The organism is Clostridium sp. CTA-6 (assembly GCF_054768115.1).
In genome coordinates, this window is sequence record NZ_BAAAAU010000006.1 from 66401 (window position 1) to 82258 (window position 15858).

The 15858-nt window shown below is 30.7% G+C and carries 13 protein-coding genes and 1 riboswitch; of the genes, 2 read left to right on the forward strand and 11 right to left on the reverse strand.

From position 1 onward, the window contains the following. Positions 1 to 23: 23 nt before the first annotated feature. Together ACYUDJ_RS10660 and ACYUDJ_RS10665 are read right to left on the reverse strand one after the other, a co-directional pair. A complete protein-coding gene (locus tag ACYUDJ_RS10660) occupies positions 24 to 1376 on the reverse strand; it encodes an amidohydrolase (protein ID WP_043032067.1) in 1353 nt (450 codons plus the stop codon). A 206-nt stretch (positions 1377 to 1582) separates the two neighbouring features. Beyond that, on the reverse strand, positions 1583 to 2926 hold the full coding sequence (locus tag ACYUDJ_RS10665; protein WP_043032068.1) for a nucleobase:cation symporter-2 family protein: 1344 nt from the start codon (positions 2924 to 2926) through the stop codon (positions 1583 to 1585). A 125-nt stretch (positions 2927 to 3051) separates the two neighbouring features. Then, a riboswitch (purine riboswitch) is annotated at positions 3052 to 3151 on the reverse strand. A 212-nt stretch (positions 3152 to 3363) separates the two neighbouring features. Between ACYUDJ_RS10665 and ACYUDJ_RS10670 the strand changes: the two genes are divergently transcribed. Together ACYUDJ_RS10670 and ACYUDJ_RS10675 are read left to right on the forward strand one after the other, a co-directional pair. Next, positions 3364 to 4263 (forward strand): hypothetical protein, encoded by a 900-nt coding sequence (locus ACYUDJ_RS10670; protein ID WP_043032069.1) that lies wholly within the window; start codon positions 3364 to 3366, stop codon positions 4261 to 4263. Positions 4264 to 4602: 339 nt separating this feature from the next. Continuing rightward, positions 4603 to 5925, forward strand: a complete 1323-nt coding sequence (locus ACYUDJ_RS10675; RefSeq protein ID WP_043032070.1) for an APC family permease — start codon at positions 4603 to 4605, stop codon at positions 5923 to 5925. Between the two features lie 67 nt (positions 5926 to 5992). Here the strand turns inward: ACYUDJ_RS10675 and ACYUDJ_RS10680 are convergent, their stop codons facing one another. The 9 genes from ACYUDJ_RS10680 to hadB all read right to left on the reverse strand — a co-directional run bounded on the left by ACYUDJ_RS10680 (position 5993) and on the right by hadB (position 15819). Continuing rightward, positions 5993 to 6727: a protein kinase family protein gene (locus tag ACYUDJ_RS10680; RefSeq protein ID WP_043032071.1), complete on the reverse strand. Its 735-nt coding sequence runs from the start codon at positions 6725 to 6727 to the stop codon at positions 5993 to 5995. Beyond that, entirely contained in the window at positions 6718 to 6933 is a 216-nt protein-coding gene (locus ACYUDJ_RS10685) for a hypothetical protein (RefSeq protein WP_003398567.1), read from the reverse strand. Before ACYUDJ_RS10685 ends, ACYUDJ_RS10680 begins: the two co-directional genes overlap by 10 nt. 296 nt (positions 6934 to 7229) lie before the next feature. Beyond that, entirely contained in the window at positions 7230 to 8003 is a 774-nt protein-coding gene (gene hadI / locus ACYUDJ_RS10690; protein WP_043032072.1) for a 2-hydroxyisocaproyl-CoA dehydratase activator HadI, read from the reverse strand. 75 nt (positions 8004 to 8078) lie between these two features. Beyond that, positions 8079 to 9755, reverse strand: coding sequence for a YkvI family membrane protein (locus ACYUDJ_RS10695; RefSeq protein ID WP_043032073.1), 1677 nt, complete (start codon positions 9753 to 9755; stop codon positions 8079 to 8081). A 309-nt stretch (positions 9756 to 10064) separates the two neighbouring features. Continuing rightward, complete coding sequence (locus tag ACYUDJ_RS10700; protein ID WP_030035490.1) at positions 10065 to 11114, reverse strand: electron transfer flavoprotein subunit alpha/FixB family protein; 1050 nt, start codon at positions 11112 to 11114, stop codon at positions 10065 to 10067. An 18-nt stretch (positions 11115 to 11132) separates the two neighbouring features. Further along, entirely contained in the window at positions 11133 to 11918 is a 786-nt protein-coding gene (gene etfB, locus ACYUDJ_RS10705) for an electron transfer flavoprotein subunit beta (protein WP_043032074.1), read from the reverse strand. 39 nt (positions 11919 to 11957) lie between these two features. After that, positions 11958 to 13091 (reverse strand): putative isocaproyl-CoA dehydrogenase AcdB, encoded by a 1134-nt coding sequence (gene acdB, locus ACYUDJ_RS10710; protein ID WP_003485205.1) that lies wholly within the window; start codon positions 13089 to 13091, stop codon positions 11958 to 11960. 368 nt (positions 13092 to 13459) lie between these two features. Then, positions 13460 to 14587 carry a (R)-2-hydroxyisocaproyl-CoA dehydratase subunit beta gene (gene hadC / locus ACYUDJ_RS10715; RefSeq protein ID WP_043032075.1) on the reverse strand — a complete coding sequence of 376 codons (1128 nt, stop codon included), beginning with the start codon at positions 14585 to 14587 and terminating at the stop codon, positions 13460 to 13462. After that, positions 14587 to 15819 carry a (R)-2-hydroxyisocaproyl-CoA dehydratase subunit alpha gene (hadB, locus tag ACYUDJ_RS10720; protein ID WP_043032076.1) on the reverse strand — a complete coding sequence of 411 codons (1233 nt, stop codon included), beginning with the start codon at positions 15817 to 15819 and terminating at the stop codon, positions 14587 to 14589. Before hadB ends, hadC begins: the two co-directional genes overlap by 1 nt. Between the last annotated feature and the right edge of the window lie 39 nt (positions 15820 to 15858).

A 15858-nucleotide genomic window follows, 5' to 3' on the forward strand; every position in this document is an offset into this window, starting at 1 on the left:
CTTAAAGATGATTCTTTCTATTTTTAAAAACGTTTTGGTAAGACAATACCTGCTTTTTTAACTAAGGCTGTTGCTTTTTCCTGTGTTTCTCTAATAATATCCTCTTCATCTATAGTTAATAATACTTTATTCTTCATTAGCCACTTACCATTACACATAGAAGATTCTACATCACTAGAGTGCATTGAATATACTATATTTCCAATTGGATCATGCATAGGAAGGCTGCCAATAGATTTAGGGTTAATAATTATTAAATCTGCTTTTTTTCCTACCTCCAAAGAGCCTATTTCATCCTCCCAAAGGGCACATTTAGCACCATTCATTGTAGCCATTTCTAATACTTCATCAGCAGGAACAACCTTTGGATTCAATCTTCTACCTTTATGTATTAATGAGGTTAAATGCATTTCATCAAACATATCCATTCTATTATTAGAAGGAGCGCCATCAGTTCCGATTGAAACATTGATTCCTTTTTCAAGCATTTCTGGAATATGTGCAAAACCTAAAACAACTTTCATTGCAGCACCAGGATTATGGGATACTTTTACATTATGAAGCTTAAATAAATCAATTTCTTGTTCTGTAAGCCATACTGTATGTACAGCTAAAAAGTTTTTATCTAATACCCCTAATTTAGCTAAATGCTGAACAGTGGTTTCACCACGAGTTGCTTCTGCATATCTAACTTCCTCTTCTATTTCAGCAACATGCATATGAATACCTACTTTATATTTATCTGCTAGTTCTTTAGTTTTAGTTATTAATTTATCTGTAGTATTAAAAATAGTTCTTAAGCCAAACCAATACTTAATGCGTCCATCTCCTTTACCATTCCATCTTTCAAGTAACTCTACTTGTTTTTCTAAAGATTCCTCTGTGGTTTCTTGCCATTTTAATGGTAAACCATCACCACAATCCATAGTAGAGCGACAAAGAATACCTCTAAGGCCTGCTTCTCCTAGGGCTTTTCCCATGCCATCTACTTCTTGTCCACCAGCTTCACAAAAAGTAGTAACACCTGAACGTATTAGTTCTGTACAACAGGCCAGTGAAGAAATATAAGAATCCTCTAAATCCATATTGCTTTCGTAAGGCCATATACGTTTGCGAAGCCAAGTTAAAAGATCTACATCGTCAGCTAAGCCTCTAGCTAATTGTTGAGATAAATGCACATGAGTATTTACTAAACCAGGCATTATGATTTTTCCATTAGCATCTATAATTTCAACATTAGATTTAATTAATTCAGATTCCACATTACCTATAGCAATAATTTTAGAATCCTCAACTAAAATATCACCTTCCTCAAATATTCTCTTTGAACAATCCATTGTAATAATATAACCATTTTTTATTAAAATTTGATTCATAATATATTCTCCTTTATCTATCTCTATTTATATATATAATTCAATGAAACTTAGTAAAACTTAAATATAAACATAGTTCTAAGCTTCAGAGGGAGTTTTTTACGCCCACTGAAGCTTAGAACTCGTTATCCCGGGACGTAGCCGCTCTTTATTCCCACTTTGAAGAAGATGAAAGTATTAGAAGGGTTTGTCATCGGATAAAAATTCTACACGGCCTCTTCATATTCTTGTGATTTAGATACTTCTACGGGTGCCTTAGGTAAAAGTATATTTAATATTACTGCAGCCAAAGCTCCTACTGTAATTCCAGAGGAAAAAATATAATTTGCAAGACTTGGCAAACTATTTAATATATCTTTAGGTAAAACAGTAGTTCCAAGTGCTAAAAGAATAGGTAATCCAATTAATAACATATTTCTTTCATCAAATTCTTCATGCTGAATTGACTTAAAGCCGTTCATAGCAATAATTACACAAACTACTGCAAAAACTCCACTAACAACTGCGCTAGGTATACAAGCAATTACATTCATTAATTTAGGTAACATACCAAGGGCAACTAATATGATTCCTCCGGCAATAATAGCCATTCTACTACCAACACCTGTTACTGCAATAATACCTGCATTTGTGGAATAGCCTGTCATTGGAGTACCACCAAACAATGCACCTACAAAACAGCCAATTCCCTCGCCCACAGCGCCTCTATTTAAACCTTCATCTGTTAATTCGCTTCCTGTAACAGCAGAAACTGCAAACCAAGTTCCTGAGGTTTCAACTAAAATAACTGCATAAATAAATAACATAGTTAAAATTGCTTTTAAATCAAATACTGGTTTTCCGAAGGGTAATAATTTAGGGAATGAAAACCAAGCTGCCTTTGTAACAGGTGTAAAATCTACGACTCCTAATAATGAAGCTGCGATAGTACCACCAATTAATGAAATCATTACAGATGTAAGTCGAACAGCTTTGCCAAACTTATTGGATTTACGTCCTATCATCATACAGCTAACTAATAAAGCTGATGAAATAAGAGCAAGGACACAATTTATTTTTAAATTACCCGGTGCAGTAAAAATATTAGTCATAGCCACAGGCATTAAAGATATTCCAACTATCACAATAACAGTACCTCCAACAATATGTGGAATAAATTTAGAAATTATTTTTGAGAGAAAACGTAATGGATAACCAAGTATCATTAAAAATAGTGAACCTGGAATTAAACTACCAACCATAGCTTGTAATCCTAACTTACTTCCGATGGCAGCTAAGGCACCTATAGGAATATAGGAAGGTCCCTGCATAATAGGTAACCGCATGCATAAACCAGTTTGTATTAGTGTAGCAATTCCAGCGGCTATAAAACTCATTTGTATAAAATAGGCTGTATTTTGGGCATCAAGAGATAAAATACCTGCCAATATTATAGGAACTATGTATAAATCCATAGCAAAAACATGTTGTAAACCTAGAAAAAAGGCGTATCTTAAGCTAATTTTTTCATCAATTCCAACAATTAAATTAGTATCTTTAGTGTTTTTCATTGTAAAGTCCTCCTAGTAAAATTCATGCTCATAATAATAAAAAAAGCTATAAGGTATTCACACTATAAATGAAAACCTTATCGCTCATTATTTTAGATAATAAAAATATATACTTAAAAATAATAATTAAGTAGGATTCCACTCATAGTCAGACAATTTACGGTTATCTGGTAGAAACTTCCCTCCATATTCAGGAATTATATGAGCAAATTATTTAATTATGTCTTTATATATAAATAAGTCTGTCGACCTTTTAAATAAAACAATATATTATTTAATAGAATTTGTAACTTGATATTAGCAGAATTAACCTTTTAAGTCAATGATTTTTACGAATATTAACACAAAAAATTGTAAGAACGTTAACAATTATAGTGAATACTATAATTAAATTTTGTGATAAAATAATTATATCAATTATATTTTAGAGGTGACCTATGAGTAATAAACGTAATTTGCAAAGTATAAGATCTTTCTACCTATGTATATTAATTTTCAATATAGTTTACAGTTCAATATTTCATTTAAATAATAAAGGCTTCAATATAAAACTCTTCGGATATTTAACTATGAGATCAGTAGTTCTTTTCACTTTTAATTCCATATTATTCCTTTGTATAGTCATTGTTGTTGAGAAAAAAATTAATATTGATGAAGAAATAAAGACACAAGTAAGTATGAGAATTAAGCCTTTATATTTAGTTAATATGTTTTTTATAACGTATATTTTAGTATGTATTTTTCTTTTAAAAAACCTAGATCTAATCCTATCATCCTTTGTAATGGAAATAATATATATTGGGATTCTTATATTAACTAAAAAAATAATAGCTCTAGAATTAACAGATAGACAATTACAATGGCAAAAGGCTTGCGGATATATTGATGAAAGCTGTGAAAAAAGTAGTTTCCTATGGCGATTTAAAATTTGGTATTCCCCTCACATAAATGTACCTTTTAAAAGTAGATGGAAAGGGCTTTCACGATTGCTATATGACCTTGCTCTTGTGTACGGTATATTTATTTCAAAAGGCAACTTGTTTTCATTACCCCTTTTAATTTTACTTTTTCCAGATGTATTATCTTGGCTAGAAGGACTTTTGGGACTACAGACTTCTCTAACTGGAATCTGTACTTGTATAACTGAACATCATAATAAAAACAGTCATGTTATATATCATAAAGTTTATGTAACAGATTATAAAAACAAAAGAGAACTAACCTTTTATGTAGATGGACCACTTTTCATACATGAAAATTCAAATATGACTGTAGTTCATGGAACCTTCTCTAAAAGAGTTTTATATGTAGAAGGATTAAATTTAGATATAAGATAATTATTGTATAATGCTATTTGCTTTTGAAAAACTGTATAAGGATTTCTAAGTTTAAGAGGGAACAAAAACTTACTCTTAAGCTTAAAAATTCGTTTGTTAATTTCCACAATATTAATAATCTTCCTTTATAAAACCCAAAATCAAAAAATCATTGACGAAAATTATAGAACTCTATATAATAAAACTCAATTCCTAATTAACTTTACTATTGTATCATAGTAAAATTTATCAAATTCTCTTCACAGAATAGATACATTTCATTGATTTAGTCTGAACTACTTCATATAGTTATTAAGTTTTTTAATTATTAGGAAATACTAAAGAAAAGGAGAGGTGTGTATGTTAGAAAAGAAATATGGGCTTTGGACAACAGTTTCCATGGTTATTGGTATAGTAATCGGATCTGGTGTATTTTTTAAAGCTGATAATATTCTTATGGCTTCAGGTGGAAATGTAAAAACAGCCTTACTTGCATGGTTAGTAGGAGCAATTTCTATGATTTTTGGAGCCTTAGTTTTTGCAGAGTGTGCTAATAGATTTGAAAGATCTAACGGTATAGTTGACTATGCCGAGGGTATGCTTTCAGAAAAATTTGCTTATTTAATAGGATGGTTTAATGGAATTATTTATTATCCAGCAATAGCTGCGGTACTAGCTTGGGCAGCTGGTAATTATACTGCTATTTTATTTAATAAAGATGGTAATTTTGTATGGATTATGGCCGCAATATATATGATAGGTATATATATTTTGAACTATATTTCACCTATACTATCAGGGAAATTCCAAATTGCTTCAACAGCAATCAAACTAGTTCCTTTAATGCTCATCGCTATATTGGGTACATTTCAAGGACTCAATAATGGAATTTTAATTGAAAATTTTTCTAAAGTATCTACTATAGGTGACAGTGGAAGTGGTTTTGCAGCTGCTGTATTAGGAGCAGCCTTTGCATATGAAGGATGGATTATTGCAACAACAATTAATGGTGAAATTAAAGATGCCAAAAATACTCTTCCTAAAGCTCTTGTATTTGGCTCATTAGTAATAGTTATTATATATATTTTATATTTTCTGGGTATTGTAGGAATGATACCTACTGAAACTATTTTAAAACAAGGAGACAATACTGTAAATGTGGCTGCTAGGACTGTATTTGGAAACTTTGGAGCATCTATTCTTACAATATTTATAATAGTATCCTGTTTAGGTACTCTTAATGGTCTTATACTTGGAGGATCTCGCTCCTTTTATTCTTTGGCTATCCGTGGTCAAGGTATTAAACCAGAGGCTTTTTCTAAATTAGATAGTAAAACTAATATACCTACTAATTCTACTATAGCAAACTTTATTTTAATTTGCATTTATTTAGTGGTTTGGTATATGAATTTTAAAGGACTATTTTCTAATAAGATGTTTGTAGATATTTCAGAATTACCAATAGCTTTAATATATGGGATTTATATTATTATTTATATTGCATATATGATGAAAATGAAGGACTTATCATTTATAAAAAGATTTGTTATTCCTTCCCTTGCCCTTATGGGAGCTTTAATTGTTGTATACGGTGGACTTTCTAAACCTTCTGTAATAATTGATTTAGGTATTTCTGTTTTTGTATTTCTTTCCGGTTTACTATTTTATAATAAGAAGAAATAAATTAAATAGAGTGTGTCAAAATAGACTTAATTTTATTTTGACACACAACCTTACTTTAAACTGCATCTTACTTATTATAATTACTTTTTAATAATAAGAAATCTCTTTCTACTTCTTCTATATTTTTATATTTTTTCTCAATCCCTAATAATCTTTTTAAAAAATTCATTTCTTCACTAAATAAATCCAATTCCTCATACCAAGGCTTTCCCTTAAAAGTTTTACATTGAAAGGATGTATAATATAAATGTAATAAGAAATCTCCTAAATATGAAAAGTCTACATTCTCAGTGTATCTCTTATTATTAATCCATCTAGCTAATCCAAAATCTACTAGATTAACCTTTTTCTTATAATATATTGTATTTGGAATTCTTATATCTCTATGTACTATTCCACTCTTATGCAAATACTTTAAAATTTCAATAATTTGAATGCATATATGATAGATTTCTTCTCTTTTAAAAACATATTCATCTTCACAAATAATCTCTTCAAAAGTTTTGCCTTCTTTGTATTCTAAAACATATCCAAAAAATTTTTCAAATTGTAATGTTTTTATAAATTTCGGAATACAGTTATGATTAATATTCTTTAATATTTCTTGTTCATAAATAACTTTACTTCCTATCTTTTTTAACATTTTTGTTTTTAATTGTTTTAATATATACTGTTTATTATTACTTTGGACTAAGTAACAAATTCCAAACCTACCTTCTCCAAGTATTTTTAGAACAGTATATCCATGAATTTTTTGCTCTGGTAAATATTTAGTGTCTCTTTTAAAAAATTTTATGACCATGAACTATATTTTTTTCGGCGGTTATGCCTTTTATATGAATGTGAATAAGATCTGCTCTTTGAAGAAAATACAGACATCATAGACCCAAAAAATCCTGATTTTGATCTATGGTGTTTTTTATAATAACTACTTCCTCTATGTTTATTCTTATGGTATCCATTACTAGATGAATTAACTAAATTAAAAATTTTAGATAATATACTCATATAGTTCCTCCTCATGTTTATTAAACTTTAACACTTTTAGCCTTTGCAATAATTTTTCATTGTTTTTAATTTATTTATATTATATCCTAAAAAGCTCTTATTTTTAACTATCTTTACAAAATATTATTTCCCATTTTAGGGAAATGAATTGTATTCGTATTTTATTTACATCTTAGAAAATAATATTTTAAAGTTCTCTGTAAAGACATATTTAATTTTAATATAGCAAAGATAAAAAGTACATAAAATAAACTAGTTTATGAATGTACTTTTTATCTTTGCGCTCTCAATTAAATCTATTTTGTTTCCTCAAAAGCATATATAGCTGCGCCTAATGCTCCAGTTAGTTGTGCTAATTCTGGTACTTTTATATCATGGCCTAGTTCCTTTTCCATAGCTTTAACTATTCCTTTATTTCTGGCTACTCCACCTACCATAACTACCTGATCTTCAATACCTACTCTCATAGCAAGAGTTGATACACGTCTTACTACAGAGGTATGAATTCCTGCTACAATATCTTCTTTTTTTGCATTTGCTGATAGATGAGAAATTACCTCTGATTCAGCAAACACAGTACAGGTACTACTAATTGAAACTTCTTTTGTAGATTTTTCTGATATTTCTCCTAGTTTGGAAACATCCGTTTCAAGAACTCCTGCCATAACATCTAAAAATCTTCCTGTACCAGCGGCACATTTATCATTCATTATAAAATTTATAAGTTTACCCTTATTATTCAACTTCATAGCCTTAGCATCTTGTCCACCAATATCTATTATAGTCCTTGCACCTGGTATTAAAAATGCTACTCCTTTAGTATGGCAACTTAATTCACTTATTTGTTTGTCAGCATCTTTATATTGGATTCTACCATAGCCTGTAACTACGGTTTTTTCTATGTCCTTTTCTGTTAAATTAGATTTTTCTTTTAATTCTTTTATTAATTTTAGAGGTCCACTGGTTCCAGTTCCAACAGGTACTAAAACACTAGCAACTATTTCCTCTCCATCCTTTATAATAACACCCTTAGAGGTAGTAGAACCTATATCCAATCCCATTGTATACATATGTGTATCCCCCTTTTTAAAATATTTTAGTATAATAATTGTTATTCAGACTCTACAGTTGATATACCATCTTTTTTATATATTATCTTGATCTTCTACTGATATATTGTCCTCATCTTCCTTTGATGCATCGTCATCTGTACTTTTTTCCTCTTCTATTGATATACTCTCTTTATCTTCTTTTTGCATATTATCCTGACCTTCTACTGCCACATTTTCCTTATCTTCCTTTAACGTATCATCTTCACCTTCTGATACACTGTCCTGTTCTTCCTTTAATATATCATCCTGATCTTCTATTGACACACTTTCCCTATCTTCCTCCAATGTATCATCTGCATCTTCTGGTACACTGTCCTGTTCTCCCTTTAGCACATCAACTTGATCTTCTACTGGCACGTTTTCCTCATCTTCCTCCGATATATCATCTTGGTCTTCTATTAACTCACTGTCTTCTTCCTTTAACACATCATCTTTGTCTTCTTTTGATGCAATGTCTTTATCTTTTTTGGATATATTATCTTGCTCTTCTTTTAACGCACTATCTTTTTCTTTTAACATGTCACTTTTATCTTCTACTGATGCACTGTTTTGATATTCATTTGATATATCATTTTGCTCTTCTAATAATATACTTTCCTTCTCTTTTTTAAATCTGTTGTTTTTTATTCTTCCTACAACTATACATGGAATAACTACAGCGAATATACCGATTATTCCCACATATCCATAGCCTACAACAACAATTTTAGTTAATCCAAACAAGGAAATTGCCATAGATAACACCATACATACGAGAGAAATTAATCCTCTTCTTTTTTTAATATTCTCTGGTTTCTTAAAAACATGTTCAAATCTAGCCACTGCTCCAAAGACACATCCTATACCTGTGGATACAAAGGCTAAAAATAATACTACTGAATAAGAAAATAATAAAAATCCACTATTAAAACGTTTACATATATATAAAATCGGTATAGTTTCCTTTTGAGCCCCCGGCATCCATGCCAGTAACATTATACAGGATAATGTGATCATTACACCGTTTAAAATAATACCTAAAGTCATTGACTTATTAATAGCTTTATCAGTTTTTAAAGTGTCACTAGCACTTAGTACAATAGCAACAACAAAGGCCTGATAACCAGCATATCGGAGTCCGCTATACAAAACTGTTCCAAAGGATGAAGGTGAATATTTTGTAGAAACAAGATGTGATAAATTCCCTGAATTATTAACTATACCTACAATTACTATGATTGTTAAAAATATTAATATTAGAACGGTTATAATAGTTGAAGCTTTTCTTATTAATTCAGATCCATATATAGTTAATATATAAAAAATGCCGCCTGTGATTAATACCCCTACCAAATAATTAACACCATAATTCTCCATTAAAGAAGCGGAACCTGCTATGGATCCTCCTGTACCTAATAATACTATCATTAAATATCCTATTTCAAAAATAACAGAAAATACTTTGTCATAGGGTTCATACATCTTTTTTGACCAACTTTTATAGTCATAGGTTCCATAGTTTTTTGCTAATATTAATGATTCTCTATAAGTTAAACCTATAATTATAACTATAACTGCAGGTAACCATACAGAATGCCAACCATGTTTAACAAAAAAATTCATTGTTTGGTTACCTGTTGCAAATCCCCCTCCCACATGAGCTCCAAACCATACTGCTGCTACCTGGAAAGCAGTTAAGAATCCTACCTTAGATTTTGAATTTTCACTCATATTATTCTCCCCCATACATATTAAATTGGGCATAATTTTTATATTCTGTCCCCCTCTTAAGACAATCCTTAAATATTGAGATTTGTTTTATTTTAAAACTATCACAGCTAATAATCTCATAAGATATGATATATATTTAAATACTACCCTTCTAATTTTCAGTTGATTTTAAAATTCCGCCTGAAGATTAGAATTATCTTTATAATAACCCCCCTGATTCTAATATTTCTATATTAGAATAGGGAGGTTTATAATAAATACTATAAAATAAATAGTATGGAATACTTAATTTTATAAAATAATTTTATTTTAAACTATTTTGCTTTGTTCAAATAGCTTAGTAATACGATCATCATCATCTAATAATTCTAATAACTTAGGTACTACATCATATAGGTCTCCCACTATTCCGTAGTCTGCTACCTCAAATATTGGAGCTGATTCATTTTTATTTATAGCAACTATAATATCTGACTCTTGCATACCAGCTAAATGTTGTATAGCTCCTGAAATACCGCAAGCTATATAAACTGTTGGTTTTACAGTTGTTCCTGTTTGCCCTACTTGATGTGAATTTTCAATCCAACCAGCATCTACAGCTGCACGGGAAGATCCAACCACTCCCCCTAATCTATCAGCTAATTGTTTCAATAATTTAAATCCATCAGGATTTCCAAGGCCAAGTCCCCCAGATACAATAAAGTTTGCATCTGTTAATGATACTAACTCTTTTTTAGATTTAACTATTTCAACTACTTCTGTTCTTATATCATCCTTAATTAAATCTGCACTTAATTTTAAGATTTGACCCTTTCTATTTTCATCCTTTACAGCTTTATCCATAACCCCTGGTCTTACTGTAGACATTTGAGGTCTATTATCAGGGCATATTATTGTAGCCATGATATTTCCCCCAAAGGCTGGACGAGTTTGTTTAAGTTTTTTATCTTCTGGATCTACTTCTAACTTAGTGCAGTCAGCTGTTAACCCGGTATCCAAATTTGATGCTATTCTAGGAGCTAAATCTCTTCCTATATGAGTTGCACCAATTAGCACGATTTCTGGTTTAATATCATTTACTGCATCAACTATGACCTTTGCATATCCGTCAGTAGTATATTTCTCTAATAATGGATCATTTGCATAATAAACTTTGTCTGCTCCAAACTTTATCAATTCATCTGCTAAATTATCAACATTATATCCAAGTAAAACTGCGCACAATTCTACTCCAATATCATTAGCTATTTTTCTACCTTCTCCTAATAACTCTATAACTACAGGAGTTATTTTTCCCTGTCTTTGTTCTGCAATTACCCAGACATTTTTATAACTACTTAAATCTTTTTTTATATCCATATTACCCTCCGATCATTTTTATATAATATGCTTTTGTTTCAAATTTACAACCAATTTTTCAACAACTTCTTCTGTTGATCCTTCTAGCATAACACCCTTACCTTTAGGTGCTGGAGTAAAGGATCTAAACACTTTAGTTGGAGAAGCCTTAAGACCTACTCCTTCTTTATCTATATCTAAATCATCTATAGTTAAAACTTTTATTTCCTTTTTATAGGCATCAAATATTTTGTCCACAGCCATATATCTAGGCTCATTAAGGGAACTTACAGCTGTTAAAAGAGCAGGTTTTTTGACCCTAATTATTTCATATCCATCCTCTAGCTGTCTTTGTACTGTTATTTTGTCCTCTTCTATTTTAAAGTCTTGTACATAAGTAACCTGTGGAATACCTAATTTTTCTGAAATTTGTGGTCCAACCTGTGCTGTATCTCCATCTATAGCTTGTCTTCCCGCGAATATAATATCATAGTTTCCGATCTTTCTAATTGCTGATGCAATAACCTTTGAAGTAGCCCAGGTATCAGAACCTGCAAAGGCTCTATCACTTACTAAATAAGCCTCATCTGCTCCCATTGCAAGGCATTCTCTTAACATAACATCTGCTTGAGGTGGTCCCATTGAAACCACTGCCACAGTTACATTTTCATCTTTGTCTTTCATTTTTAAAGCTTCCTCAAGTGCATTTGCATCATCTGGATTTAATATACTTGGAACACCTTCTCTTATTAATGTTCCTGTTTTAGGATCTATCTTTACTTCTGTTGTATCTGGAACTTGCTTAACGCATACTACTATCCTCAAATTCTTAACCTCCAATTTTGTTTATTTCTCAATATATAACTATTTAAGAGCTTTTGCAGCAATAACCATTTGCTGAACTTGAGATGTACCTTCATATATAGATGTAATTCTAGCATCTCTATACATTCTTTCTATTGGATAATCTTTCATAAATCCATATCCACCATGTAATTGTAATGCTTTGTAAGCTACTTCATTTGCAATTTCTGCTGCATAATATTTAGCCATTGCAGATTCAACCCCTGGATTTATACCATTGTCTTTCTTTTCTGCGGCATCATACACAAGCCATCTTGCAGCTTGAACCTTTGTCTCCATATCTGCAATTGTAAATTGAGTATTTTGGAATTTTGCTAAAGGTCTACCAAATTGAACTCTTTCCTTAACATATTTTACAGCTTCGTCTAAAGCCCCTTGAGCTATTCCAAGAGCTTGAGCTGCTACTCCGATTCTACCCACATCAAGAGTATTTAAAGCTATCTTAAATCCTTTGCCTTCTTTTCCAATAAGATTTTCTTTAGGAACTTTTACATTTTCAAATATTAAATCCGCTGTTTCAGTTCCTCTAATTCCCATTTTATTTTCATGAGCACCTGTTGAAAATCCGTCCCACTTACTTTCAACTATAAAGGCTGAGATTCCCCTTGATCCTTTACCTTTTTCTGTCATTGCTGTTACTATAGCGAAGTCACAAATAGGTGCATTTGTAATAAATGTTTTTCTTCCATTTAAAATATAATGATCTCCCTCTAAAACCGCTGTAGTTTGACCAGCACCAGCATCAGATCCTGCTCCTGGTTCTGTAAGTCCAAAAGATCCAATATATTCACCCTTTGCAAGAGGCTTTAAATATTTTTCTTTTTGCTCATCTGTTCCAAAATTAAGTAAAGGTAATGCTACTAATGATGCTCCTGCTGTTATAAAAGTTCCAGTAGATGCGCATCTTTTACTGATTTCTTCCATTATTATGCAGTATGATACATAGTCTGCTCCAGCTCCACCATATTCCTTAGGTATTACAGGACTTATAAATTTATATTGTGCAAGTTTTTGTAATAACTCTTTAGGTAATTTCCCTTCAGTATCAACTTCTTCTGGAATATCTTTTAATTCCCTATCTACAAAATCCCTTACGGATTTTCTTAAAAGTTCATGCTCTTTTTTAAATAACATACTTTCCTCCTTTTAAATTTAAACCTTCAATAAAATATAGTGATTTTTCATTTTAATTTTGTAAAATATTTATTTATAAACCTATATACTGTTTTAAAAATTTCATATTAATTCTTCTAATATGTCTTTTCTTTTAGCTAATCTATAATAAAAGAACTTCACATATTAAAACTTTTAGTGAAAAATCACTACATAATTTATAAAAGGAAATTTAATTATTTTTATATAAAATATTTTTATCTCAATCTATCTAATAAACCCATTACTTTTTATTAGCTATCCATCTATAAACAAAGTTTAAAGTTTAATATATAATAAATTTTTTAATTTTTCCTATAATTAAAGTTTCAAATTTAAATTACAATTTTTTATATTATTTCTGAGAAGGTTTGAATTCTTGTTCTTATTTGTTCAACACTCTTATTTTGTTGGTCTACCTCTATCATAGTTGTAGGGATATCTTCTTTTTCAATATCCTTTTTAACAATTGGATAGTCATATTCTTCTGGGTCACAGAATTTCATCATTGCAAATACTACACCATCTATTCCTTTAGCTTTAGCTTCCTTTGCAATCATTGAACCTCTAATCTTTTTAGGATCATATGCCAAAGAACATCCTTCAATATTTGACCATTGTCTTGCTAATCTATCTAGTGCATTTTTTCCTTCTGGTACGTCTGTTCTAAACTGTCTGCTTTCCTGAGCTAAATCATCTGCTACTATTCTTAATTTATTTTCTTCAAAAACATCAAGCATTTCTTTTGAATCTAGAAGTATTCCAGTGACTAATACCTTTTTACCATCATATTTTTCTTCTGGTAAAATAGCTAATAGCTCATTTAATTCTTTTACTATTTTTGTATGTTTATCTTTTCTCATAAAAAATCCACTTTTAATAACAAAATTTCTTTGGTAGTTATTTATTGTATTAGGATGTTTAGCCGCTTCATCTACAAAAGATCTCATCACTTTTCTATGTTCATTGTATATCTCTATACTATTTTGTAACTCTTCTTCAGTTATTTCTTTTCCTCTTATTTCCTCTATTTTTGCTTTTACATGTTTATATTCTTCAACTAAATACTCTACGCCAGCTTCTAATTTTCTATTTTGAGGATGAACTAATGCAATATATGGAATATCTTTAATAGCAAATTTCCAATTTTGTCCCATACAGTTTAATGTATCGCACATTCCAGGAATAATAACAGCTGATAATCCCTCATATATCCCTTTTAAGCCAAACTCCATACAGGATTGCATTATGGAACAACAAAATGCTGGATAATATTGTTTAGCTAAATTAGCTTCAACATCGCCTCCCCAGATACCTATTGGAAGCATATCTGCTGCATATACTATTTCCTCTGGAGTATATACTGGGAAACATCCTATTACTTTATTTCCTGTTCTTTCTTTATAATCTGAAACAACTTTTTTAGGGTTCTTAACAATTCCCTCTAATTTAGATAAAATATTTTTTATATTATCCATTATTTGTTTCCTCCTTTCTTTCTTTCTTCCATAACTTCTACTAGGCCTTGAAGCCTTGTTTCAAACTGAGCCTTACTGAAGTTTCTTGGATCTGCTTGGTCTCCATCGAAGCCTGCGTATGGTATACCTGTTTCTTCAAAAACTTTTCTTTCCATTTCATATTGAATAAAGCTCATTAATTTACAGCTTCTATTCATGTGATAGAATGCTCCATCACAATTTCCATCTATTAAGGAATCTATTCTGTATTTACACATTGTTTCTAAGTTAACATTGTTAAACATAGTACTATAAGCTTTAGCCATTCCGTCTAAATCGTTTACTTCATACTGTAATGCCCAAGCATGAGGGTAAACACTTCCAGTCATGTTAACACCATAACCTGCTAAAGTTCTCATCTTATAGCCTATATATGGCCAGCATGGAATTCCTTCCATCATAATTCTATATTTTTCTTCTCCTCTAAAGGAAGTTGCTTTATTTTTAATATTATCTTCTAATTCAGAAATCAATAATTTGAAAGCTTCTGTAGTTTCTTTTTTGCCTCTATAACATACGATAACAGCCATATAAGTAAATAAGTCAAATCCATTCATTGGTGATGGGAAAGATCCTGATGGTAAACTCATAGAATATTTCCAAAGCTTACCGTTTTCAGCAGAGATTTTCATAACTTCTTCAAACTTCTTAGGATCAAATTTCTTTCCAGAAATTTTTTCAAGTTGTTTTATAGCCTCTTCAAATTGAGCTCTAAGGTATTTAATTCTATTTTCTGTTACCTCATCTTCATTATTAAATGTGGTATCAATCATTATTAGTGGTATATCTAATTCCTTTGCAATGTTTTCATACCATTTAATAACTTGATTACAAATATTATTACAGCAGCATATAAAGTCAGGCTTTGGCATGTTTAAGTTTTCTGATCCACCTTTTTCTAGAAGTCCAAAATTTGTTCTTGCATATGCACATAAATCAATTGAATATCCAGCACTTTCTGCAGCCTCACAAAGTGATAAGGACTCTTTCTTAGCTGCAACCCCAGCCGCTTGGTTTTCTGGATATAATACGTCTAAACCAAAAGTTTCTACTAATTCCTGTGGGAATACAGAAGTTGACCAACCAACCGGTTTTCCCTCTTCTTTTGCCTTCCAAGCATCAGCATAAGATTTAGCTAATATACCATTAATCACTTTTGCCGCTTTCTTTTTTTCGTCTTTCTTATCAGCCATTTATATTCCTCCCCTTTCTCGATCTAAGTTTTTATACCC